Source organism: Streptomyces sp. NPDC054796, assembly GCF_053611545.1.
In genome coordinates, this window is the sequence record NZ_JBSHAO010000031.1 from 12,826 (window position 1) to 34,404 (window position 21,579).

Below are 21,579 nucleotides of genomic sequence, written 5' to 3' on the forward strand. Positions count from 1 at the left end.
CCGTGAGGTGAAGAGGACCAGCTTCGCAGGTGGGCTAGCGTGCGTTGTTGCTCAGGTGAAGATGCCCGCGGTCGGTCAAGCTGGGCAGATTCCCGCGCGCGGAGATATGAATGTGGGATCGCCTGTGAGACGCGAGTCCTACGGCGTCGGGGGTTCGCCGGGTTGATGGTCACCGGTGCTGAGGCGGAGATCGGGGGCCGCCGGGTACAGATGGATCTCTTCCTCGTGCATGTAGGCGTTGCCGAGTCGGCCAGGACGGGCGGAGGGCGCTCGAAGATCCGCGTCGGCATAGGTATGCGGACTGATGGCGGGCGCACAGTTAGTTACAGGAAGCAACTGACTGTACCGACGGGACTACGAGACGTGTGAGACTCGCTGCGTAGAACCGCACACGCAGGGGGGACGTTGACGAGCACTCATCCCATCGCGGACCAGCAGGAGAGCGCCGCAGCCATGCGCGTACTCAAAGCCATCGCCGTGGCTTACCTCCGCAACCAGCGGGCGCAGACGTTGATCTTCGCCGTCTCGATCGCCTTAGCCCTCGCTGGCCTGCTGACCGGGCCAGATTCGCGGTACGGCCCCGTCATCATTCTCGGCGGCACCCTCTGGGCCGCGCTCTACAAGGGGGTGGTGGCACCCTGGTCCGAGAGGTACCTGCGGATCGCCGCGACTCTTCAGGAGATGTTTGACGCCGACGTGCTTGGCCTGCCGTGGAACAGCGTGGTGGCCGGGAACCGGATCGGCGACGACGAGGTGAGCCGCCTTAGCAGGCGCTTCCGCGGCGGCGAGGACCGGTTGCGAGGCTACTACCTCGTGCTGCGTGCCATCGAGCCCTACGACGTGCTCTTCTGCCTGGAACAGAATCTGGCCTGGGGATCCCGGATTCGGCTTCGCTTCGCCCAGTTGATGCTCGGCGTGCTAGTGCTGTGGTCCACGGCGGGTGTCCTGCTTACCCTTGCCACAGGCGCAACGGTAAGTCGGCTGGTCACCGGGTGGTTCGTTCCCTCGCTCGGCCTATTGCTCCTGTGCCTGGATACGTACCGCACTCAGATGGCGAGCATTCAGGAAAGGCTGCGCGTCCTCGGGTTGGTGCGTGCGGTTATCGACGATCCTACGCAACCGACGATCTCCACACAGGTCGCGCTGAACAGCTTCGCTCGTCAGGTTCAGGACACGCTCTATCAGATGCGGCGGCTCCAGCCGCGGCTGCCATCCTGGTACTTCCGGCGTTACCACGACCAGGACAAGTGCGACTTCCGGATCAGAATGCAAGAGCTGGAAGCGAGGTTTCCTCGATCATGACCGCCCTGGAGGAGCTGACTCGCGAGTTCGGGGACGCTGCCGTCGCGTCGGCGGTCATCGAGTCGCTACTCGACAATGGCCTTGAGATCCGTAGTGGCACCGTCAAGGCGCTCCGTCGCGGCTACACCGGGGCGCGGCTGGCGAAGGCGCAGTTGGCTAACGTCAAAGGGCAGCCCAAACCGCGTTGGTGTGTGATCAAACTCTGTCATCCGGTGCCGATGAGCCACCGAAGGGAGAGCCGACTGCATTCTGCGGCTATGACAGAGGCGCCCCAGGAGTTCCGCCAGCGGCACCTCACTGAGATCGCCTTTTCGCCGGTTACGTGCCCCCAGAATGTTCTCGTTATCGGCCAATCCAAGGCTGACGGGATTCCGTTGGGAACGGTGGAACTCGACCAACTGGCTGACGTCTGCAAGGCGATCTGGGACAAGATGCTCTTCGGGTGGACTGGTGACTGGTACGACAGCGAGCAGTCGACAGTAGCCGAACTGCTGATGTGTGAACTGGGTGATAGTTTCAAGAAGGGGGGATGGCTACACGGCTGGGCGCAATATCGCGGTCTGCTCGCGCCCGCTTATCTGGAACTGCCGGGCGAGGATATTCCGCTGCCCAATCCGTGGCGCCTGTTCGCCGAGGACACGCCCGCGACACGGATGAGGATTGACTATCTGGTGGGCCGGGCACACGGCGACTTGCACGGGGACAACGTCCTCATACCCGAGCACGACGGGACCGTCGATCCGTCCGGCTTCAGGCTGATCGACCTCGCTACCTACGATGCGCGGGCACCGCTAAGCCGAGATCTCGCGACTCTGCTGATCTCGCTCTGCTGGCGCGAGATCGGGGCTTCCTCTTCGGACAGCCAGTCGACCTTCCTCACCTACCTGGAGCGCGACAAGCGTGACGGACGTCTCGACGACGGCATGACGGGTAAGGTGCGCAAGGTTATTGATGCGCTTCGAGAACCTGCGCTCCAGTTCGTCGTCGGAAAGAGCTGGGATTCGGCGCTCTGGTATCAGCAGCTGAAGGTTTCCCTCCTCGCCCAGGCGATGTTGCACAGCGCATACACGTCAGGTACGGCGGATGCTCGTCGCTGGTGCTCGCGATTGGCAGGCAGGCTCACCCGAGTTCTGCTCGGGCCGGGGGACCCTCAGATGGCCCTGACGATACCCTTCGACGCGGGAGAGGTTCTCGGGGCGACTGGCACGGTGGCGACGCGGGCAACCGGCCGAAAGGCGCGGGGCGAACCCATCTTCGTCGACCGGACGGGTCAGCGAAGTCGCCTTCGCGCGGCGCTGGACGACGAGGTCACCTCCGTAATCGTGGTCAGCGGCCCGGCCGGGATAGGCAAGACGGCGCTCGTGCGCGAGGTGCTCGCTGATCTGGGCTGGGCCGATCCGGACGAGGAGTCTTCAGCGGTTCGCTGGCACGAAGCCACGCCGTACGGGGAGATCGGCGTGCTCGCCTTGATCGAGGACATCGAACCACCCCGATCGAGTCAGGTAGCTGGTCCCTCCGCACGGGCACGACTGGAGATCGCTTTGGACGATCTTGACGAAACCGGCGGCATCCGGCCGGTGATCGTGATCGATTCGGCGGAGAACCTCCTCAAAGAGGGGCACGTTCTGCGCGACTCAGAGCTGGACCTGGCGCTGGAGGCTGTGCAATGCCGGTCGCACTCCGTCGTCAAGGTCGTTTTCGTGACCCAGCACGTACCCTCCGCGACGCCAGGCGTGGCGTGGACGGAAACCGCGAGTCAGATCAGGTTGGAGGGGCTTGAACCACCCTCGCTGCGGGATCATTTCGCCGTACTTGATCCGAGTGGCAAGTACGGCCTGGCCGCTCTACCCGAGGACGATCTGCGGCGCATTCACGGTCGTCTGGCCGGTAACCCGCGGCTCGCCGAATTGCTCGTTGCGGTCCTTAGTAGCGATCCGCCGGGGCTACAGATTCATGAGATCGGAGCATGGTTGTCTTCTGTGTCGGCGAGCGAGGTACACCATCGCCTGGTGTACAAATTCGTCGACCAGCTTCCCGCCGAACAGCAGCGGGTGGCGGAGGGTCTGGCGGCGCTTGGCATCCCGGTCAGCACCGAAGTCATCATCGGTGTCCTAGAGCCGTACGTGCCAGCGTCACGAGTTGAGCCAGCTTTGCATGCGCTCGTAGCGGCTCGTCTTGTTCTGGAGCGCCGAGACGGCCGCCTGTATCTGCGAAAGACCGAGATCGGGGCAGTTCTCAGTCGGTTGGACGGAGGTGATCGGTGGGCGGGCGAGGGCGAGCCGCCAACCCGGCGCGAACTCGTCCTGAGAGCGGCCGAGGTGTTGCACGACATGCAGAACGACGAAGACGACGTCCACGGCATGGTCGACCTGGACATGCACTTCGCGCGCGTCGACGTCTGGCTGCGGGCCGGAATGTATGAAGAGGCGCACAGCCTCATCGAGGCGATGGACGATCTTGTGAACCTCTGGGGCAGCGGGGTGGAGTTGCGTACCCAGCGGGAAGCCGTGTGTGGCCAGCTCGGTGACGATCGAGAAGGCGAGATGATGAACCTCGCCGCGCTAGGGGATATCTATTCGTACAGTGGCGATTTCCCCTCCGCTCTGTCAGTTTACAAGGCGGCGCTGAACATTAGCCAGGAATACCAGGACCGCGAGGCGATACGCCGTATCCATATAGGCATGGGCTACATGTTCTGGGAACACGGACATCTCGTGGAGGCCGAGAAGCACTATGGGTATGCTTTGGGGCTGGCCGGTGAGGACCATGACGATGGCGGCGACCGTGCCGCCGCATTAATCGGGTTGGCTGATTGCCGACAGCGGCATGGCAACTATCGGCGCGCGATCACGGATGCTCTCTCGGCTTTCGGAGCCGCCCGTGAGACCGATGTCGGACTGGCATCCGACATCGCACTGCGGCTGGCCGGCTGGTACGCCGAGTTGGACGAAATCCGAGACGCGCTGACGATGCTGGCCAGGTGTGGTGAGCTGATCACGGCCCGTCCAAGTCCCTCGGCACAGGCGGACCTGTTCAGCTCGAAGGCCGACCTGTACCTCTATCGGGATAGGTACGTCGAGGCGCGATCGGCGGCCGAGCGGGCAATCGGCATCGCGCGTGACCGCCGAGATCCGATCAATCTGCGGCGGTCGCTCACCATACTGGCTCACGCTCACCTGCACTTGGACGATTTTTCGGCGGCCCGAAAAGCGATTGAGGAGTCGGCCCGGTATCGGGTAGGCGCTGACCGGGACACAGTGGCACCCGCACTGCGGGGGATCATCGCGCACCATTCCGGTCTCCCGGGCACTGCAAGGGATCTCTTCCGACAACTCCGCGACGAGGCGAGCAGTCGCACTCAGGCGGATCCGAACGACTTGGTCGCCTGGGACTTCACGGGGATAGCCCAGTGCTATTCGGTCCTCCTCGGCGAGGCAGAACCTGCGACAGCGTTAGAGGCGTTCCGTCGGGCACGGCCGGACTCAGCCGAGCGGACGCCGGGGCTGGACGACCGGTTGAGGTTCATGGTGGAGACTCTGGCCAGTGGCGACCCACACCTTGAACCGGTACTTACGGAGCTGGCACGCATACGACCAGGCCGTGTTGCTTAGTTACCGAACCAGCCCCTGTCATGCGCCAGCATGATGGCTTCCAGGCGAGTGCTGACGCCGAGCTTCTGGTAAAGCGCCCGGAGCAGCCGGTACATCGCTCGCTCCGAGTAGCCGGTGTCAAAGGCCAACTGGGACACGGTCCGGCCGTCGGAGAGTTGGCGCAACCATGCGACTTGCTCCGCAGAGGGAGTTGAACCGCGTCGGACCCGGCCGCCCCTTCCGGTCACCAGGAGATCGGCCACATTGGCCGGCATGACAGCCTCGCCGTTGAGGGTCGCGGACACCGCCCGTTGCAATGTCGACGCCGTCGCCTCGCGCGCTACTACCGACCGGGCGCCAGCCCGCATGGCACGCACGCCCAGCGAGGCGTCGTCAGCGGATGACAGCGCGACGACGAGTGGGCGGGGCCGCAGAAGGCAGAGAGTGGTCAGCCGGTCCAGGTCTTCTGCGGAGTTCACGGTCAACACCACCACCCCGCCCGGACGTTCGCGCAACCAAGTTTCGGCGTTCGTAGGCTCCTCTACCAGGTGCCCCAGGCCCGACAGGGATGCTGCGACCCCACGCCGAAACATTGGCAAGGGGTCCAGGACCGCGACATGAACGGTTGCCGTGATCCTGCACCTCCCTGTGACCGCCGGGCTACCAGCCGGAACGGCAGCCGATAGCTTAGGACGGGGCAGGAACCTGCCAGCGGACGGTCATGGTTGCGCACGATCAGTCATGGACCTGCAACGCTCCGCTCCTCTAGCGTCGGATCATCTGACGTTGCTGGGGGAGGTGCGCGTGGTCTACTTCGACAACTCTGGCCGCCGCATCCGTCGGCCCCTTCGGCGTCGCATCCCACCGGCCGGTGACGGGCTCGACAACGCCAAGACCCGGTACATTCGCCAGGTTGCGGCGGAATACCCCAGGTTCACGCCTGACGAGGTGTACGCAGTGATTTACTACCGTCGGCGCCGCCACGATATTCCCAGGCATATGGTGCGCAAGGTCCTGGGTAAGCGGCGACGCAAACTATCGCTGTGGCCCTTCGGCCGTTGACAATGGCCTGGGAGTTCGACCTGCACGGTCGCGGCAGTACATCCGGTGATCTGGCCACCTTTGCCCAATGCAACGGCACCGTGTATGGCCTGGCGAACAGCTAGGTGTCAGTCGATGGTGGCGCTCCAGCCCCTGACCTCCAGGGGCACCGCGCCGTCGGAGCAGATGCGGACGCGGGCGTCCCGGACAGGGAGGTCGCCCTCCGTAGCGAGCCAGTAGACGGCGCTGTAGACCTCGGGGAGGGACCTCCAGCCGTCCGAGGGCGAGGTCGGCTCGGAGCAAGGGGCGGTCACCGGACACACATCGGCGTATACGGGCGTCGGGCTTGGGCGAGGAGGGTGCCGACGTCGCGCGGGTCGAGGGCGTCGAGGAGGCGGACGTTGATGTCGGTGTAGCCGTGTCGGTGGAGCTGGGCGGCCCATTCGTCGGGTTCGTAGGCCCAGCGGTGGACGTGGTTGCGGCGGCCGGTGAAGCCGTTGGCGTACATGCCCTGGATGCCGTAGGCGCCGGGGACGGCCGGGGCGTGGGAGAAGACGAGCCGTCCGCCGGGGGTCAGCCGGTCCCGGATCAGGGGCAGCAGCCGCTCGGGGTCGGTGAACCAGCACGCGCCGAAGATCGAGTAGATCGCGTCCCACTGTTCCCGGGCCTTGCCGAGGAAGTCGAGCGCGTCGGCGTGGAGGAAGGTGGCGGCGGGCAGGTGGGCCCAGCGGGTGCGGGCCTGTTCGCAGAAGTGGGGGGAGAGGTCGATGCCGGTGGTGGCGATGCCCTTGGTGGCCAGGGCGGCTACCTCGTTGCCGCGTCCGGATCCCAGTTCCAGGGCGGTGGCGGGCTCGCCGAGGAGTTCGTCGCCGGGGCCGTGGCCCTCGTACTGGGTCCAGCCGAACGCTGTCTTCAGGGCTTGGGCGTCGCTCTGTTCGGGGACGTTCGCGGCGTAGCGGTCCCAGTATCCGGTGAGGTCCGTGGTGTCCATGCGCAGCCTTGTCCGTGGGTGGCCGGGGAGGCGCCACGGTACGCAGCCGCGAGGTGAGGTCACCGCCGTATTCGGGGAATTCGCCCGGGAGGGGCGGTCGGGAGCACGGGGGCGGGGGCCGGGATGTGCTGTCCCGGCCCCCGCAGTGGTGCGGTTCAGTGGCAGTTGGTGCCGTGCGCGCACGGGGTGCACGCGAGGGAGTCCTTCTCCCACAGCGGCCAGTCGACGATGAAGCCGTTCGCCTCGATGACGCCGGCGGTGCGCATCACGGTGCCGTCCGCCTTGCGGTCGATCTCGGGGACGTGGTGCAGGAAGCGTCCGAAGTGCCGCTGGCAGAAGTCGGCGTAGTTGCGGGTGTCGAGGATCAGCGCGTGGACGGCGGTGTCGACGAGCTGGCCGCAGCCGATCTCCAGCTTCTCGCCCCACTTCTCCATCGCGGTGATCAGGTAGGCGATGGCCTGTCCGAAGAGCCGCTCGGCCATGACGGTGTCGAAGGGGTAGTCACGCACCAGGAGCTTGATCTCCCGGTCCCAGACCTCGGGGGCGAGGAACTGCCGCGGGTCGCGCAGGGCGGTCTTCTCGCTCCCGCCGGTCCGTACAGGGGTTGCCGTTGCCATGGGATGCCTCCAGGAAGAGGGGGTTTCCTGCTGTGCTTCCAGGAGACCGCTGCGGCGGCCCGCTGCCCACAGCCGCCCGGAAGGGCGCACACGGTGTGCGGATCCCGCACATGCTGCCCGAATGCCCCCGTGCGCTGTTGACCGCGCCCTCCCCGCGGCGGACACCGCCGCTAGCGTCGAAGGACCGCCGATGCCTGCGCGCCGGGAGGACCTGGTGCAGACAGCCGAGATGCCCGAGATGCTGCTTCCTCCGCCCGACTTAGGGGCCGTGGTGCGCGCCGCGCGGGCCGCCGCCCGGATGACCCAGACCCAGCTCGGCCTGAAGTGCGGGTACTCCCACAGCGCCATCAGCCGGATCGAGACCGGACAGGTCACCCCCGACTGGCACACCGTACGCACCCTGGCCACGGTCCTGCGCATCCCGCCCGAGGCCCTGGGGATGCCCCGTACGGGCGGATCGCCTCCGCTCCCGCCCCACTGGGGCGCCGACCCCACTAGGGTGCCGGGGAGAGGCGACTTCGAGGCCCCGGAGGATGCGGTGCGACGCAGGAAACTCCTCGCCCTGACCGGCCAGGCCGCCGCTGCGACGGCCCTGGCCGGAGTTCTGCCCGCGCCGTCCGCGGCAGCCGCCCCCGGACGGGACCCGGACCTGAGCGCGTTGGAGCAGGCCCTGGTCCACGGGACGCCGCAGCCGGACATCGAGCCGACGGCCGTCGCACGGCAGCGGGCGGTGGCCGCCGCTCGCCGGGCCCTGGCCGCCGGAGACTATCTACAGCTCGCCGCCGATCTGCCCCGGCACCTCGCGCTCGCCGACGCCACTGAGGGAGAACAGGGCGCGAGCACGCGCTCGGCCCTCTACAGCATCGCCGCCCGCGCAGCCATCAAGTCGGGGGATGACCCACTGGTGCTCCTCGCGGCCGACCGCGCGCTGCTGCACGCCCGCGCCTGCGGGGACGCCGTAGCACTGGCCGAGGCACGCCGCATGCTCTCCTCCGGCTACCGCCGCCACGACCGTCACGACCGCGCCCTGGACACCATCGTGCGGGCCGCCGACGACCTGGCCGCCGACCGCACCGCACCAGCCCCCACCCGCCTCTCCGAACTCGGCAACCTCTACGCCACCGCCGCCTACACCGCCGCCAAGGCAGGCGACGGGCCGACCGCACGGGAACTGCTCGACTCCGCACGCGCCACCGCCGCCCGCCTGACCACCACACCCGCAGTACAGGGAACACCCGGCGGTGCGGGCTGGTTCGGGCCCCGCCAGGTGGCCCTCCACGAGGTTTCCGTTCACCACATCCTGGGCGACCCCGGGGCAGCCCTCGCGTGCGCCCGTCGCGTCGACCCTCGCGGCCTGCCCCGCGAGCGAGCCGCCCGCCTCTTCCTGGACACCGCCCGTGCCCACCTCGCGGCAGGACGCCCCCGCGAGGGCTTCCGAGCGCTGCTCGCCATCGAGCGGGCTGCCCCGCAGGAGGCCCACCGCGAGTCCGTGCGCACCTTGACCCGCAGCCTCCTCAACCGCCGGGGCACCACCGCCGAACTGACCGCCTTCGCCCAGCGCACCGGCGCCGCGTGAACGTACGGCGAAGCGACCCGACGAACGACCGCAAGTGACAACAGCATTGCGGGTGTTGTCGACGGTGGCCGTCACGAAGGCAGCGCGCTCATCACGCCAACGGGTCGGTGGTGCTGTCGCGCAGGTACCACAGTGCGTCTCGGAGGTCACTTGGTGCTCGATCCGCCGCATCTGTGCTGACCACGCGTCGAAGAGTGTTCAGCGTCGCGATGGAGGACACTTCCGCTACCGCGGGAATGAGGGCTTCTGCCGTCTCCCGCGCTTCGTCCCACGCCTCCACATGCAGCAACGAGTCGAGCAACCAGACGTTCGACGCTATGCCGCACCCGACGTGGACGCCCTGGCGCTCGTCCGACGCGCGACGCAGTACCGGGATCGCCTCCCGCCACCGTCCGACCGTGGACAGGACGCGGCCGTGCTGCCGGTCGATCTCGCGTGCCGACACCCACCACGCCCATGGCGGGGCGTCCTCCGGCGGCCCCTCCTCGATCAGACTTCGCGCGCGGGCGAAGGACCGGTCTGCTTCCTTGCGGGCGCCCGCGACGCAGTAGCGGAGGGTGAGTCGACGGACGACACGGTCGTTCCCCTGCGGGCGCGGTGGCTGGCCTGCCACGCTGTCGTCGTGACATACGTCGTGAGCGTGGACACGCGCGTCCCGGAGGGGGCGCCGGAGCTGGATGCGTTGCAGCGAGCGGGGGCCACCGCGTTGCTGAAGGACGGAATCGATTCCGTCGAGGCCGTCGAGGGGCCGGACGGTATCGAGGTCGATGTCGGCGAGGGCATCGTGGCCGTGTATCCAGGCGGGGCCCTGCTCAAGGTCTTCGTGGAGGCGCCGTCGCTGGAGATGGCAGAGGAAGCCGTCGGCTCGGTCATCGAGGAGTTGCTGGAACGGTCGGAGCTGCTGGCCGACTGGACCGTCGAGAGCAGCGAGGTCCAGCTCCACCCCGAACTCGCCCAGGAGAGCCTGGACGCCGCGGACGGCCCGGCATCCCGCCGGGCGCTGCACACGGCCAAGTCCGCGGGAGAGGGCCCTGGCCCGGCGGAGCTGGACGCTGAACGAGAGGCCATGCGGCGCCGGATCACCGCGATGTCCGCTGAACTCAGGTCCTTCGTACCTGCTTCCTTCGGAGTGCTCGATGAGGAGGACAAGGAGGACGGGGGCGAGGAGTACGACAGCGGTATCGGAAGAGGACGCGCGCCTCGCTGCCGGGGCAGTGGTCTGGGGAACGGTCGTGCTCGTGGACGAGCTGTTCCAGGACGTGCACGCGCTGATGAAGGAGAAGTCGAACGTCGCCCAGTGCGAACGCCCGATGTGGGTCCTCGACGAGCTGCCGGACCGCTATGTGTTGCGGTACGACGAGCGATTTGCCCGCCGTTTCCTCGTCACCGTCGTGGCGATGACCACGCGGTTCACCGACGGTAGCTTCCAACAGCTCACCTGCGTTGCGGAGGAACTGGCGCTGAAGTTCCTCCTGGACCAGGCAACCGTCACCTTGGATAGCTTCGGGCTCCTTAGCCCCGGAGTATCGGAAGCACTCGAATGCTTCGCCGACGAGATCTACGAGGACAGGGACTTCGAGTGGCTGTACGACGACTCGATGGACGGCATTGACGAGGACCCTGCGGCCGACTCGCTCGGCGTCACTCCTCTGGGTATCGCCTCATGGTTCAAGCCCTTCGGCAGGGGCAGGCGCGGCCACCCGTTCGCCTTGGACGAGCCCGCCGCGTAGCGGCGCCCCGCAAACGCCCTCTTCGCAGCGGCAACAGCGCCCCCAGCCCACCCATGAGTGGCGCAGGCCACACGAAGTCCGTCTCATGATGCGGAATGACGCCTCATCGGAAGTGTTGGCGAGGGCTTGCGCGACCCTCTCGGTGCGCGGTAACTGGGCACTTGTGGCACGCGAGTGGCACGCGGCCCCGAATTGGCCTAGACAACAAACAACCCCCAGGCCGGTGACCTGGGGGTTCTGTGCTGAGCGGGCGACGGGAATCGAACCCGCGCTCTGAGCTTGGGAATCTGCGCGACATGCAGCAAAAAGGCACTCTGACCTGGGAAAACAACGAGGTCGGTGGGGCGGCAGTTGACCATGTTTTACCGTCAGTTCCCGACCCAAGTGGTGCGGAAGTGGTGCACCTTCGCCTAGCGCGTAGGGGGTGTTACGTGCACTGAGCACTGACGAAGGCGCGGCAGTACGGTGAATCCCCGCCCGAATTATTAGGCAGGGCCTCACCACCATCTTCTCGAAGGCTACGCCTCGTCGACCCGGCCTGAGCTGAGCTCAATCCCGCGAATGCGACGCAGCCACCGCCCCAGGGCGAACAGGCCGCCACCGAGGATCGCGCAGGGCTCGGCGCCGTCCGTCACTACGCTGTGGAAGCCGCCGTCGTAGGCGAAGTAGACCACCATCCCACCCGTTGACAGAGTGATCACGGCGTTCATTCGCGAAGACGTCGAGAGCAGCCAGTCCACCGGTCGCCAGAGCGGCGCCCCTAGGTCATTCATCCGCATCCGGACCGCAGCCCAGAGGAAACCAAGTGCCAGACGACGCCTCTGCCACGGTGTGTACGTCACCCCGTCCCCTGCTAGGTGGGAACACCACACGGGGCCCATATTCCGCTGCTTTCCTGCAAGAGATTCGGCAATATGAGCGACGCATGTACCGGCCGAGGTGCGGCGAGATAGATGTTTCTTCCGGCTGCGAATTTCCATCATTCCCGCTGCGAAACCGCATAGCATTTGTCCCAAGAACAATAGAAGCCAACCGGTCTTTGAAAACCCTGCGTAGTTTGCCGTCGTGACTGATACGACGGAGAAGGGGAGCGCGGGTAGCATGTGTCGCTGCATTCTGGCGCGACGCCTACTTGCGCGGTGTTTTCTCACGCCGTACCACCAGCGAAACCGAACTTTCGAGCCCGTTTTGCGGCGCGCTCTGATATTGACTCCGAAGCCTTCTGGCGACCGCCGCCGGTGAGTTCGTAGTAGCGGCGCGGGGGCCTGCCCGGATGCGGATCAGTCTCGTCGTGAGAAATGATCCAACCGCGCCCGACGAGGCGGTCGAGAATCGGGTAGACCGTGCCGGGGCCAAGATCTGCATCGTTGCAGATCTTGAGGCCCCAGACTGGATCGTCAGGCGTGGCCCTGAGCAACACCATGAGGACGTCTAGGGTGGGTCTCGTGAGTCTCAAGGCGGACATGGGTTCATCTTGGCGTCAGGCGTGAGCATATATCGAGCGCGAGATATGCATTTACGTATTCTGTACGCTAAATGTGGTACGTGTATTGCAGCCCTGAGGTGGAGGGAATTTCAGCGGGGGGATTGGGTACGCGAGAACAGGCGGTGAGTGCTTTCTCGAATGTCTCGTTAGTGGACGCAGCCCGCCGACGCGCAAGCCACTCCAGGTCACGACTACGAGAGATATACGGTGCGGCGTGTCGCAGGCAGGCCAGCACGTCCTGCACCCCGCCCTTCCCCTCCTGCGGAACCGCAGGGATCACCTCGACTGCGGAACTCCACTCGGCGCAGTCCGCGCACGGGCCGAGCGGGTACCAGGGCATCGTCTCGGTACCCATTACCGCGTCCCCTCCCGGTCGGGGCAGCGGGAGGAGCCACAGCGGCACAGCGGGTACCGCTGGCTGATCAGCGGGCCATCCGGCGTCGAGTCCACCGCAGGCAGCTCTGTGCGGGCCCCGGTCTCTGCGTTGATCCGATACACCCGCAGCCTCAACATCGACTGACGGGGCGCTTCATCCGTTCGGCCGCTGCGGCTAGAGTCGTTCACGGCGTCAGCTCCTCAGGCTGGTGTCCGCGCCCCGAAGCCGTTCGCCCGGCTGTCGGGGCTTCTGCGTATCGGCAGCGTAGACCTACTTGTATCGCCCTGTCTCGACTCGTATCGATACGTATCTCAAAGTGCCGCCGCGTATAGGGCTGCATAGCGTCGTGACCATGGCCGCAGACCCGAACGCGGAGATTGACCACGAGGGACCGGTGACCCCGTACCGGCAGCTCGCCGAGATCCTGCGTGCCCGTATCGCGCGTGGCGACTGGGCGGAGGGGCGGCCGATCCCCTCGGAGACCCGCCTCGTGCAGGAGTACGGCTTGGCCCGCTCCACGGTCCGCCGCGCCATCGCACTGCTGGCCGAGGACGGCGTGGTGTGGACCGTGCAGGGACGCGGCACCTACGTTGGCCAACCGCCCGCCGACACCTGAGCGGCCCACCGGCCCCTTTTCTACGACGCCACCAGGCGGCTCGTGAACCCCTCGTCGCGCAGCCGGTCGTAAGCGCCCATCACGTCGTCGGGCACCGGCAGGGCGACCATGAATCCCTGCTCGGGGTAGATCAGCAAGCGCTGGAGCGCCCCCACAAGCATGTCGATGACCAGCCGCGCATCCCCGATCGAGTCGACGTAATCAGTAAGCGTCATCGGCGTGGACGCGCTCACGATCTCGACGTCCGGCCACAGCTTGTGGGCCGTGGCGTACGCCCGGCGCTCCTCGTAGGGCTTGCTGACCAGCAGCACCGACTTGACGTCGACGCCCTGCTCTTCGAGCACGGTCCGGCTGAAGCGGATGTTCTCGCCCGTGTTGCGGGCGTTCGGCTCGACGAGCACGGCGGACTCGGGGACGCCCAGTTCAAGGGCGCGCTCTCGGTAGTGGACCGCTTCACCGCGCGGCATGCGCTCCCGCGTCGTGGGGCTCGTCGAGCCCGTGAAGAGGATGAGCGGCGCCATGCCGCGCCGATAGAGACCGACCGTCGTATCAGCTACGCCCAGGTCGTGGCTGCCCAGGCCGACCGCGACCGAGCACGGGCGCGGTTCGTGGTGCATCTGGTGGTAGTCCCAGATGGTCTGAGCGTCTTCCCATGCCTGTGCTGAGATCACTTCGCCTTCCCGCCTCCCACGAGGCGCAGCGCCTCGGTGGCCTCGTCGTCCGGGAGCTGCTCGGCCCACGTCATGAACTCGGCCTGGACCTGTGCGAGGTCGGTCGCGCCGAGCGCTCCCGCGAGCTGTTCCCATGTCGCTCCGTGCCGCAGCCCCTCGAACAGCAGACGCTGCTCCTGGTCGTCGAGGACGCGGCGGATCACGGTGCCGAGGGCGAGTGCGGCGAGCACGTCCGTGGCGCCGGCATCGCTCGCGTCCTGGCCGAGAACACGTGCGGTGTGGTGCTCCCGCCGGGGCGTCAGTTGCCACAGGTCCGCAGTGGGGACGTCACTGGGGGTCGTGATGACCGCAGTGTCGATCGGCTGCGGCTTTCCTTCACTCGGCACGGGGGCTTCCTTTCTCGGGGTTCTGGTCGTTGGCGGAGTCGGGGACCTTGAAGTCGTACGCCCAGGCGAAGCGGGACGCCGCGTGCACGCCGATGGCGAACTCGACCAGGGTTCCGTCAGCCGTGAATGTGCTCCGGTGCAGTTCTACGACGGGTTCGCCCACTGGCAGCAGGAGCAGCTTCACCTCGTCCGGGGTCGGGGTGCGGGCGAACAGCTCTTCTCGCATGTGGTCGATCTCGTACCCGGCGTCGTACAGCACCCGGTAACCGCCACCGCGACCGGCCGGGCCCGGGGTTGGGTCCACGAGGCGTGTTCCCTCGACGTGTTCTGGTCGGTAGTAGCTGGTGAGGGAATGCGTCGGCTGCTCGCCTTCCTTCACGAGCCGCGCCCGCGCGTACACCTCGGAGCCGGGCGGCAGGCCGTGAGCTTCCGCGACGACCGGCGGCGCCTCGACGAGGCCGACCGTCTGCGTCTGCTCGCCACGGCGGTACGCGCGCCCGGACGCGACGCGGTCCGCGATGAACGCGACTTCGTCGCCGTCGCGCCACTTCGCCTTGTCGTATCGCTCGATGCTCAGCCGCTTGAGGGGAGTCTGCGGCCGTACGACGGTGCCGTGCCCGCGTGACGAGGTCACCAGCCCTTCGGCCTCCAGGGCCCTATAGGCAGCGTGAACCGTCGACTTGGAGCCTTCCCCGGCCTCGACAAGGTCCCGGATGTACGGCAACTGCTCACCCGGGGCGAACTCGCCGTTCCGGATCTGTAGGGCCAAGCGGTCCGCCAGCTCTCGCCATTTGGGCGCCATGCAGAACTCCTCTCGCCGGACTCCAGTGAAACATAGTCCTAGGACTGTTGACAGTCCCAGGACTGCTAGTGCATGGTCGTTCCAGTCGCCGCGCAGTCCTAGGACTGCAAGGCGGTCGCCATGGGTGGCCCTCTTCGGGCTGCCTGGCGCCGTGCGCGACGAGGGGCCCGGGACAGAGCGGGCCGAGGGACCCGGGTCCTTGTCATCCCGGAGGGCTTAGGCCGAAAGGCCACGTCTCCATACGCCTGAAACGGGAGCGCGCTCCCGAAGGAGACACCGCACGAACTCTGACCGCTTCGCAGCGCACAGCGCTGCGGTCTGTTATCTCCCCGCCCGTCCGGCACAGCCGTACGGGCGGGGCTACCCCTTAACGGCGCGCGGCCCCGGTGCTGGAACACCGGGGCCGCTGTAGGGCCGTCCTGTCTGAGAGGACACACCCGTGAATCACATCGTGACTGTTCAGGAGGCTGTTACGGCCTTCGCTCCGTGGCGTGAGCCCACGGCCGCTGAGCTGGATGCCATCGAGGCGGAGATGCCCGTCATCGACGCTGAGGTCGAGTTGCTGGACGCGCAGATCATCACCATGAACCGCACGCCGTCCGAGCTGGACGCGCGGCGTCTGCGCCGCGCGTTCCACAAGGTGCTGGACGCCCGCGCTGCCGCTGCCAACCTGGCGGGGACGGGGGATGCGGCATGACCCGCGAGGACGCGCTGTCCGCAGCGCATGCCGAGGTGAAGGCGGAGATCACCCGTACCGACAGCAAGACCGCTCTGCTGCTGGCGTTCGTCGGCGCCGTGCTGGCCGGAGCCTGGACGGTGGCCAAGGACGCCCCCCTGACCGCTCCCGCCCTCGTGGTGGGCGGGCTTGGCATGGGGCTGCTGGTCGCGGCGGCCGGGCTGCTGCTGCGCTCGGTCCGCCCCAACCTGGGCGGCCGTCACGGCTTCCCCCTGTGGGCCACCCTCACGGCCGAGGAGATCACCGCCACCACCACCGACCGCGACCTCGCGGCCGACGTCGCCGGACTCTCCCGCCTCGCCGTGGCCAAGTACCGGGGCCTGCGACGCGCGGTAGACCTGACCTGCGTAGGCGGGGCCCTGCTAGTCCTCGCCGCTCTCCTGGCCGCCAGGGGTGTGGCATGAGGGCCTGGGCGCGCCGGATGCGCGCGACGACGATGCTGCCCGCCGTCGCCATGACGGCCGTCTCCATGGTCCTGACCCTGGCCGTGGTCGTGATGTGGCTGGGCGGGGCGGTGCCCAAGCCGGTCGCGCTGGTCGTCGGTCTGGGCATCGACGGGGGATGGCTGGCCACCCTCGCCTACGAACGCCGTCTGGCCGCCCAGGGTGACCACAACCGCACCGTGACCGTCATCGGCTGGGCCTTCGGCCTGGGCGCCACGGGCGTGCTGGTCGCGCACGCGCTCACCGCCGAACACTCCGCCGTCGCGTGGCTGTCCGTCGCCTGGCTGCCGCTGGCGGCCAAAGCCCTCTGGGTCGTCCACAGCCTGTGGGAGCGCACCGCGCTCACCCCCACCGCGTTGGAGGCGATCCAGGGCATCCAGCAGGAAGCACGGGACGAGGCGGCCGTGGCCCGCGCCCGACTGCGGGCCGAGGCAGGCACGGAAGAGACCCGCCTTGCGGCCGTGACCCAGGCGGGGGCACGCGTCGCACGCGTCCAGGCGGCGACCGCCGAAACCCTCTCCCACGCGTGGGCCACCCTGGAGAAGGCGCGGAAGGGGGAGGGCACGGGCAGGGCGCTGACCAGCGTGACGGCCCCCGTCACACCCGGCGTCACACCCCGCTGGGAACTCCCCATCTGGGGCCCCACCGAACCCGTGCCCGCGCTGGAGGCAGCGCCCGCGCTCACGGATGAGGCACTGGACGCGCTGGTCCTCCAGATCCGGGACAGCGACACCCCGCCCCTGTCATACCGGGAGACGGCCGCCCGCTTCCGCGCGGCCGGTCACGCCGCCTCCGAGGTCCGCCTGCGGGCCGCCTGGAAGCGCGTGGCCACTTCGGCTGACTCCCGCGTGGGCGGGGAGGGGCGGTCATGACGCGCTGCCCCGCCGCCCACCCCGAAGACCCCGACGCCTGCTGTGGCCCGGTGACGGTCACCGTCCAGGACGCGCAGGGCTCCGGCCTTGCGGGCTGCGGGCATCACGCGGCCCGGCTCCTGGCCTCCCTGGACGGCGGCAGCGTTCACCCGCTGCCCGACGCCCCGCCCGGTGCCGCGATCCGGGTCCACCAGGCGGCTGACGGCATCCGCCCCTTCCCCTGGCACACCACCACACCACGCGTGCGGGCCGATCAGCTCAGCCGCGCGGAAGCCCGCACAACCGGCGCCGTGGCCTGAGCCCGCGCCCTACCACCCCTTTCCGGAGGTTCCCGTGAACGTTCCCGCGCATCGGCATGAGGCCGGGTGCGGCTGCTACGACCGCCCGCAGCCGCCCGCCTGCACCCAGCCGCACTACCCGCCCGCCCCGCAGAACGGCGGGGGCGCCGTGAAGTGGATCGGTATCGGGGTCGGCGGCAGCTTCCTGGCCGTGGCCCTGTCGGTGTCCATGGTCGCGTTCGCGATCGGCGCCGTGTCCCTGACCGTGTGCGTCGTCGTTCTGCGGTCCGTGTGGGCCGACTTCACCAAGGAGCACTGACCCATGGCTGACCGCCTCTACACCCGCACCGAGAAGCTGTCCCGCGCCCGGCTGCTGGCCAAGGGAGCCAAGAAGTCGGCAGGCGACATCTCGCCCATCGAGCGGCAGCTCGACGCGATCGACCGCCGCGCCGAGGACCGCGCCCATCGTGAAGCCGCCGCCCACGCAGCCGCGTTGAAGGCCGCCCGCAACGAGGTGGCCGCCACGACGGTCGCGGAGCGCACCGCCCCTCGCGGCCCCGAGCGCGCCGCAGCCCGCGAGAAGCGCAAGGCCGCCGAACGCCACCTGCGCGCCGTCGAGCGCGCCCGCAGGTAAGTCCGCCCCGCGACGGCCGCCCAAGCCTGCCAGCAACGTCGGCCGTCGCGGGCCCCTGCACCACCCGAGAGCAGACAGGAGAAGACCAGCATGCCCGAGCCCGAAGCCACTCCGCAGCAAGAGCCCGTGATGGGCACCGTGCACCACCTCGACGACCACCGCCCCGCCCCCACGCCTGCGGTCAGCCTGGTCAAGGACGAGCCCGGTTCTGCGCCGGGTGAGGATTCGGCCGGCACCGGGACCGTGCGCGTGGTGGAGGCGGTGGACCGGCCGGACAACCCGTTGGCGGACTGGCTGACCGTGCCGGATGCGCCGGTCCTGCCCGCCTGGGCCCGCTCCCGCGCCTCCATCCAGGCGAACGTGACCGCGCTGGCGCGGCTGTCGTGGTGGCACACCCGCTACCACGGCGTACGCGCCCCCAAGTACCTGCTCAAGGCCGTACTGCTGGCCGCACGCGGCCTGTTCCGGGCCTGCGCGGGCATCTGGCCCACCCTGACCGCGCAGGACCACACCGCCACCGTCAAAGCCCTGCGCGCCCAGACCCGGGCACGGCCGGAGGATGTGGAGCTGGCCGCCCGCCACCAGGCCGCGCACGCCGCCCGTACCCAGACGCGGCGGTGGCGGTTCGGTATCGCCGCGACCGGGGTGGCCGCCGCCGCTACGGGGCTGTACCTGGCTGACCCCCTCTTGCAGACCGGAGTGGCCGCCGCAGTCGGCGTCCCGCTCGCCTACCTCGGGCGCGGGGAGGAGACCCGTCTCCTGGACCAGGGCGCCCCGCCCCTGCGCGTGGACATGTCCGCCACCCAGCTCAACGACGCGCTGCGCGCCGCAGGACTCCTCAAGGCAGGCAAGGGCGACGACGACGGGCCGAAGGTGACCTGCGTGATGGGCCCGGTCCGTGACGGCAAGGGCTGGGCCGTGGTCTTCGACCTCCCGCGCGGCGGCGGCAAGACCGCCTCCGATGTCCTGGCCAAGCGGGAAGTTCTCGCCCAGGAACTCGGGGTGGATGAGATCCAGGTCATCATGTCCCGCGTGCGCGCCGCGAAGGGCGGCAACGCGGGCCGCGTCTCGATGTGGGTCGCCGACGATGACCCCTACCTGGCCGACCCGGTTCCCTCCGCCCTCGCGCGCATGGAGCGCTTCTCCATCTGGGACCCGATCCCCTTCGGGCAGGACGCACGCGGCAACCGCGTCGATGTCCCGGTCATCTGGCAGTCGATGTTCTTCGGCGGCCTCCCGAGGCGGGGGAAGACGTTCACGCAGCGCCTGATGACGGCGGCCGGACTGCTGGACCCGTGGGTGCGCCACTACGTCGCGGACTTCAAGGGCGGGCAGGACTGGATGGGCATGCGCCACGTCGCCCACCGCCTCGTCCTGGGCGCCGAACAGGACGCCATCGAGGCGTTCAAGGCCATGCTCAAGGAGCTGCTGGCGGAGATGGAACGCCGCTTCGCGCTCTTCAGGGGCCTGCCCACCTCCATCTGCCCCGAGGGCAAGCTCACCCCGCAGATCATCGAGAAGTACCGGCTCCCGTTCATCTTCCTGACCGTCGATGAGCTGCAAGAAGCCTTCCTCACCATGGACGACAAGGAGCGTGAGGAGGTCGTGGACGACCTGGGCCGCATCGCGCGGCGCGGCCCGGCCGCCGGGTTCATCTCCAACTACGCCTCACAGCGGCCGGACGCCAAGTCGGTGCCGACGAAGCTGCGGGAGATCATCACCATCCGCTGCTGCACCCAGGTCACCGACAAGACCAGCTCGGACATGGTTCTCGGCTCGGGCAAGGCCGCCACCGGCGCGGATGCCTCGCTGCTGTCGGAGGACCACAAGGGCGTCACCGTGCTGGTCACCGGCCCCGCCTCCTACGCCACGGTCAAGAACGACCTGCTGACCACCACCGAGTTCAACACCCTGTGCCTCAAGGGCCGCGCGCTGCGCGAAGCAGTCGGGCAGATCAGCGGCGACGCCGCCGGAGACGTGACCGCCAAGGCTGACCAGGCCGGGCTCGTCATCGCCCCGGTCCTCTCGGACTGCCTGGACGCCATGCGCCACTCCGACCGCATGCACACCGCCGACCTCCTCAACCGCCTGGTCAACGCGGACGAGGACCGCTACGGCGACTGGGACGCGGACAAGCTCGCGGCCGAACTGGAAACCGCGGGGGTCGAACGCACCAGCAAGCAGGTCAAGATCTCCGGCGTCAACCGGGCCGGATGGCGCCGCTCCGACCTCGAAGCCGCCGTCCCCGAGGAACTGCTGCTCGCCGCCCGCCAGAGCACCCCCACGCAGCCGGTAGAGGGCACCCCCACTACCTGACCCCCTACCCCAGGCCCCCGCGACGGGGCTCTACCCGCACCCGTCGCGTAGCGGGGGACCACTACCCAGGCAGACCCCCCGGTAGAGCCCCCCTGACCAGCCAAGTAGCACCCCGTAGAGGGGGTAACGCAACCCCCGCCGCCCCCCTCAACACCCTCTGTTTCACACACGAGGGCGGCCCCCCATCTCGCCAAAGAAAACGGGGCCGCCCTCATCCAGCAACTCAACTGGAGGTCTCCAGCATGACCCAACTCACCGACAGTCCACGAGCGCGGAACAGGCCGTGCCTGGACACCGCGCTTGCACTCGCGGCCTCGGGTGTCCCTGTGCTGCCGCTGCGGCGAGGCAAGGTGCCGTTCGGCAACTGCCGCGCGTGCGCCAACAACGTCTGTGGCGGGCGGCCGAACATGAAGAGCGCAGGAGCCTGCGAGTGCCCCGGTGTCTGTCACGGGTGGGCCGCCGCCACGACCGACCCGGACGTCGTCAGCTCCGGTCCCTGGCGGTACGCGTGGGGACAAGCGGCGGCCGTCGCCTACCACCCCGGCGGGGCCGGGCTGACCGTCGTGGACCTCGACACCCCGGACGCCATCGCCTGGGCCCGCAAGAACCTGCCTGCCACGCGGACCGTGCCGACGACGCGGGGTGAGCACTGGATCTACCGGGGCGTCATGCAGTCCGCCAACGCCGTACGGCCCGGTGTGGATGTGAAGTCGTCCATGCAGTACGCCCGCTGGCTCGGTTCCGGCACCGGCACCATGGCGGACCTGCCGGATGCCGTGCGCGCGCTGGCCGTGAAGGAGCCGCCCCCGGTCCGTCCGGTGACGCAGGCGATCGCTGTGCCCGCACTCGCCGGGGGCGGGGTGTGCCGTCACCGCACCCCCGCCTACCTGGAACGCGGCATCGCCATGGCGGAGCAGCGCATCAGCGAGGCCCGCGCGGCGGTGCACGCCACCGTCTACCGCACGTTCCTCGCGGTGCTGGCCACGCACGGGCGGTGTGGCTGCCTCACCGACGCTCACGTCGGCAGGCTGTTCACGGCCGCGCAAGCCAAGGGGGAGACGGTCCGGCACTGCACGGACGCGTGGACCAACGCCCGCACCGCATTGGGGCTGTGAC

At 68.4% G+C, this 21,579-nt stretch carries 24 protein-coding genes; 14 read left to right on the top strand and 10 right to left on the bottom strand.

The features are described from left to right. The first annotated feature begins 405 nt into the window (after nt 1-405). Together ACWGJ2_RS24255 and ACWGJ2_RS24260 are read left to right on the top strand one after the other, a co-directional pair. Entirely contained in the window at nt 406-1,302 is an 897-nt protein-coding gene (locus tag ACWGJ2_RS24255; RefSeq protein WP_453348298.1) for an S-4TM family putative pore-forming effector, read from the top strand. Beyond that, nucleotides 1,299-4,913: a hypothetical protein gene (locus ACWGJ2_RS24260; RefSeq protein ID WP_453348299.1), complete on the top strand. Its 3,615-nt coding sequence runs from the start codon at nt 1,299-1,301 to the stop codon at nt 4,911-4,913. The genes ACWGJ2_RS24255 and ACWGJ2_RS24260 overlap by 4 nt, the downstream gene beginning before the upstream one ends. Here the strand turns inward: ACWGJ2_RS24260 and ACWGJ2_RS24265 are convergent. Then, nucleotides 4,910-5,371: a hypothetical protein gene (locus ACWGJ2_RS24265; protein WP_453348300.1), complete on the bottom strand. Its 462-nt coding sequence runs from the start codon at nt 5,369-5,371 to the stop codon at nt 4,910-4,912. The two genes, ACWGJ2_RS24260 and ACWGJ2_RS24265, sit on opposite strands and share 4 nt — an antisense overlap. Before the next feature lie 262 nt (nt 5,372-5,633). Between ACWGJ2_RS24265 and ACWGJ2_RS24270 the strand changes: the two genes are divergently transcribed. Then, on the top strand, nt 5,634-5,954 hold the full coding sequence (locus ACWGJ2_RS24270) for a hypothetical protein (protein ID WP_453348301.1): 321 nt from the start codon (nt 5,634-5,636) through the stop codon (nt 5,952-5,954). Nucleotides 5,955-6,061: 107 nt separating this feature from the next. On the opposite strand, the gene ACWGJ2_RS24275 is transcribed toward ACWGJ2_RS24270, so the two are convergent. The 3 genes from ACWGJ2_RS24275 to ACWGJ2_RS24285 form a co-directional block, all read right to left on the bottom strand. Beyond that, nucleotides 6,062-6,247, bottom strand: coding sequence for a hypothetical protein (locus ACWGJ2_RS24275; protein WP_453348302.1), 186 nt, complete (start codon nt 6,245-6,247; stop codon nt 6,062-6,064). Next, nucleotides 6,244-6,924, bottom strand: coding sequence for a class I SAM-dependent methyltransferase (locus tag ACWGJ2_RS24280; protein WP_453348303.1), 681 nt, complete (start codon nt 6,922-6,924; stop codon nt 6,244-6,246). The genes ACWGJ2_RS24275 and ACWGJ2_RS24280 overlap by 4 nt, the downstream gene beginning before the upstream one ends. 155 nt (nt 6,925-7,079) lie before the next feature. Further along, the gene (locus ACWGJ2_RS24285) at nt 7,080-7,541 is read right to left on the bottom strand and encodes a glycine-rich domain-containing protein (RefSeq protein ID WP_453348304.1); all 462 of its coding nucleotides are present in this window, start codon (nt 7,539-7,541) and stop codon (nt 7,080-7,082) included. A 190-nt stretch (nt 7,542-7,731) separates the two neighbouring features. On the opposite strand from ACWGJ2_RS24285, the gene ACWGJ2_RS24290 reads away from it, so the two are divergent. Continuing rightward, nucleotides 7,732-9,117, top strand: a complete 1,386-nt coding sequence (locus ACWGJ2_RS24290) for a helix-turn-helix domain-containing protein (RefSeq protein WP_453348305.1) — start codon at nt 7,732-7,734, stop codon at nt 9,115-9,117. A 91-nt stretch (nt 9,118-9,208) separates the two neighbouring features. Here ACWGJ2_RS24290 and ACWGJ2_RS24295 read toward each other — a convergent pair whose 3' ends face one another. Further along, nucleotides 9,209-10,123: a hypothetical protein gene (locus ACWGJ2_RS24295; protein WP_453348306.1), complete on the bottom strand. Its 915-nt coding sequence runs from the start codon at nt 10,121-10,123 to the stop codon at nt 9,209-9,211. Nucleotides 10,124-10,331: 208 nt separating this feature from the next. On the opposite strand from ACWGJ2_RS24295, the gene ACWGJ2_RS24300 reads away from it, so the two are divergent. Then, nucleotides 10,332-10,847: a hypothetical protein gene (locus ACWGJ2_RS24300; RefSeq protein WP_453348307.1), complete on the top strand. Its 516-nt coding sequence runs from the start codon at nt 10,332-10,334 to the stop codon at nt 10,845-10,847. Between the two features lie 518 nt (nt 10,848-11,365). Here the strand turns inward: ACWGJ2_RS24300 and ACWGJ2_RS24305 are convergent. Then, entirely contained in the window at nt 11,366-11,548 is a 183-nt protein-coding gene (locus ACWGJ2_RS24305) for a hypothetical protein (protein ID WP_453348308.1), read from the bottom strand. 446 nt (nt 11,549-11,994) lie between these two features. Continuing rightward, the gene (locus tag ACWGJ2_RS24310; RefSeq protein WP_453348309.1) at nt 11,995-12,270 is read right to left on the bottom strand and encodes a PadR family transcriptional regulator; all 276 of its coding nucleotides are present in this window, start codon (nt 12,268-12,270) and stop codon (nt 11,995-11,997) included. A gap of 791 nt (nt 12,271-13,061) precedes the next feature. Here ACWGJ2_RS24310 and ACWGJ2_RS24315 point away from each other — a divergent pair. After that, on the top strand, nt 13,062-13,325 hold the full coding sequence (locus ACWGJ2_RS24315) for a GntR family transcriptional regulator (RefSeq protein ID WP_453348310.1): 264 nt from the start codon (nt 13,062-13,064) through the stop codon (nt 13,323-13,325). 20 nt (nt 13,326-13,345) lie between these two features. Here ACWGJ2_RS24315 and ACWGJ2_RS24320 read toward each other — a convergent pair whose 3' ends face one another. The 3 genes from ACWGJ2_RS24320 to ACWGJ2_RS24330 are packed head-to-tail and all read right to left on the bottom strand — an operon-like array spanning nt 13,346 to nt 15,184. After that, nucleotides 13,346-13,996, bottom strand: coding sequence for a YdcF family protein (locus tag ACWGJ2_RS24320; protein ID WP_453348311.1), 651 nt, complete (start codon nt 13,994-13,996; stop codon nt 13,346-13,348). Beyond that, complete coding sequence (locus ACWGJ2_RS24325; protein WP_453348312.1) at nt 13,993-14,382, bottom strand: hypothetical protein; 390 nt, start codon at nt 14,380-14,382, stop codon at nt 13,993-13,995. Before ACWGJ2_RS24325 ends, ACWGJ2_RS24320 begins: the two co-directional genes overlap by 4 nt. Further along, nucleotides 14,372-15,184 carry a GntR family transcriptional regulator gene (locus ACWGJ2_RS24330; protein ID WP_453348313.1) on the bottom strand — a complete coding sequence of 271 codons (813 nt, stop codon included), beginning with the start codon at nt 15,182-15,184 and terminating at the stop codon, nt 14,372-14,374. The genes ACWGJ2_RS24325 and ACWGJ2_RS24330 overlap by 11 nt, the downstream gene beginning before the upstream one ends. A gap of 439 nt (nt 15,185-15,623) precedes the next feature. Between ACWGJ2_RS24330 and ACWGJ2_RS24335 the strand changes: the two genes are divergently transcribed. The 8 genes from ACWGJ2_RS24335 to ACWGJ2_RS24370 all read left to right on the top strand — a co-directional run bounded on the left by ACWGJ2_RS24335 (nt 15,624) and on the right by ACWGJ2_RS24370 (nt 21,578). Continuing rightward, nucleotides 15,624-15,881: a DUF6284 family protein gene (locus ACWGJ2_RS24335; RefSeq protein ID WP_453348314.1), complete on the top strand. Its 258-nt coding sequence runs from the start codon at nt 15,624-15,626 to the stop codon at nt 15,879-15,881. Beyond that, nucleotides 15,878-16,324, top strand: coding sequence for a Pycsar system effector family protein (locus tag ACWGJ2_RS24340; RefSeq protein WP_453348315.1), 447 nt, complete (start codon nt 15,878-15,880; stop codon nt 16,322-16,324). Before ACWGJ2_RS24335 ends, ACWGJ2_RS24340 begins: the two co-directional genes overlap by 4 nt. Before the next feature lie 17 nt (nt 16,325-16,341). Then, nucleotides 16,342-17,235 carry a protein spdB gene (locus ACWGJ2_RS24345; protein WP_453348385.1) on the top strand — a complete coding sequence of 298 codons (894 nt, stop codon included), beginning with the start codon at nt 16,342-16,344 and terminating at the stop codon, nt 17,233-17,235. Further along, the gene (locus tag ACWGJ2_RS24350; RefSeq protein WP_453348316.1) at nt 17,232-17,534 is read left to right on the top strand and encodes a hypothetical protein; all 303 of its coding nucleotides are present in this window, start codon (nt 17,232-17,234) and stop codon (nt 17,532-17,534) included. Before ACWGJ2_RS24345 ends, ACWGJ2_RS24350 begins: the two co-directional genes overlap by 4 nt. A 34-nt stretch (nt 17,535-17,568) precedes the next feature. Next, the gene (locus ACWGJ2_RS24355) at nt 17,569-17,832 is read left to right on the top strand and encodes a hypothetical protein (RefSeq protein ID WP_453348317.1); all 264 of its coding nucleotides are present in this window, start codon (nt 17,569-17,571) and stop codon (nt 17,830-17,832) included. 3 nt (nt 17,833-17,835) lie between these two features. Beyond that, on the top strand, nt 17,836-18,147 hold the full coding sequence (locus tag ACWGJ2_RS24360) for a hypothetical protein (protein WP_453348318.1): 312 nt from the start codon (nt 17,836-17,838) through the stop codon (nt 18,145-18,147). Nucleotides 18,148-18,237: 90 nt separating this feature from the next. Beyond that, on the top strand, nt 18,238-20,463 hold the full coding sequence (locus tag ACWGJ2_RS24365) for an FtsK/SpoIIIE domain-containing protein (protein WP_453348319.1): 2,226 nt from the start codon (nt 18,238-18,240) through the stop codon (nt 20,461-20,463). A 242-nt stretch (nt 20,464-20,705) separates the two neighbouring features. Next, nucleotides 20,706-21,578 carry a bifunctional DNA primase/polymerase gene (locus tag ACWGJ2_RS24370; RefSeq protein WP_453348320.1) on the top strand — a complete coding sequence of 291 codons (873 nt, stop codon included), beginning with the start codon at nt 20,706-20,708 and terminating at the stop codon, nt 21,576-21,578. Nucleotide 21,579 lies beyond the last annotated feature (1 nt).

Bases quoted from the DNA above. Each gene is read 5' to 3' on its own strand.
- ACWGJ2_RS24260 (WP_453348299.1), top strand. From the start codon at position 1,299: ATGACCGCCCTGGAGGAGCTGACTCGCGAGTTCGGGGACGCTGCCGTC.
- ACWGJ2_RS24270 (WP_453348301.1), top strand. From the start codon at position 5,634: ATGGACCTGCAACGCTCCGCTCCTCTAGCGTCGGATCATCTGACGTTG.
- ACWGJ2_RS24280 (WP_453348303.1), bottom strand. From the start codon at position 6,924: ATGGACACCACGGACCTCACCGGATACTGGGACCGCTACGCCGCGAAC.
- ACWGJ2_RS24285 (WP_453348304.1), bottom strand. From the start codon at position 7,541: ATGGCAACGGCAACCCCTGTACGGACCGGCGGGAGCGAGAAGACCGCC.
- ACWGJ2_RS24290 (WP_453348305.1), top strand. From the start codon at position 7,732: ATGCCTGCGCGCCGGGAGGACCTGGTGCAGACAGCCGAGATGCCCGAG.
- ACWGJ2_RS24310 (WP_453348309.1), bottom strand. From the start codon at position 12,270: ATGGTGTTGCTCAGGGCCACGCCTGACGATCCAGTCTGGGGCCTCAAG.
- ACWGJ2_RS24315 (WP_453348310.1), top strand. From the start codon at position 13,062: ATGGCCGCAGACCCGAACGCGGAGATTGACCACGAGGGACCGGTGACC.
- ACWGJ2_RS24330 (WP_453348313.1), bottom strand. From the start codon at position 15,184: ATGGCGCCCAAATGGCGAGAGCTGGCGGACCGCTTGGCCCTACAGATC.
- ACWGJ2_RS24340 (WP_453348315.1), top strand. From the start codon at position 15,878: ATGACCCGCGAGGACGCGCTGTCCGCAGCGCATGCCGAGGTGAAGGCG.
- ACWGJ2_RS24345 (WP_453348385.1), top strand. From the start codon at position 16,342: ATGCGCGCGACGACGATGCTGCCCGCCGTCGCCATGACGGCCGTCTCC.
- ACWGJ2_RS24350 (WP_453348316.1), top strand. From the start codon at position 17,232: ATGACGCGCTGCCCCGCCGCCCACCCCGAAGACCCCGACGCCTGCTGT.
- ACWGJ2_RS24360 (WP_453348318.1), top strand. From the start codon at position 17,836: ATGGCTGACCGCCTCTACACCCGCACCGAGAAGCTGTCCCGCGCCCGG.
- ACWGJ2_RS24365 (WP_453348319.1), top strand. From the start codon at position 18,238: ATGCCCGAGCCCGAAGCCACTCCGCAGCAAGAGCCCGTGATGGGCACC.
- ACWGJ2_RS24370 (WP_453348320.1), top strand. From the start codon at position 20,706: ATGACCCAACTCACCGACAGTCCACGAGCGCGGAACAGGCCGTGCCTG.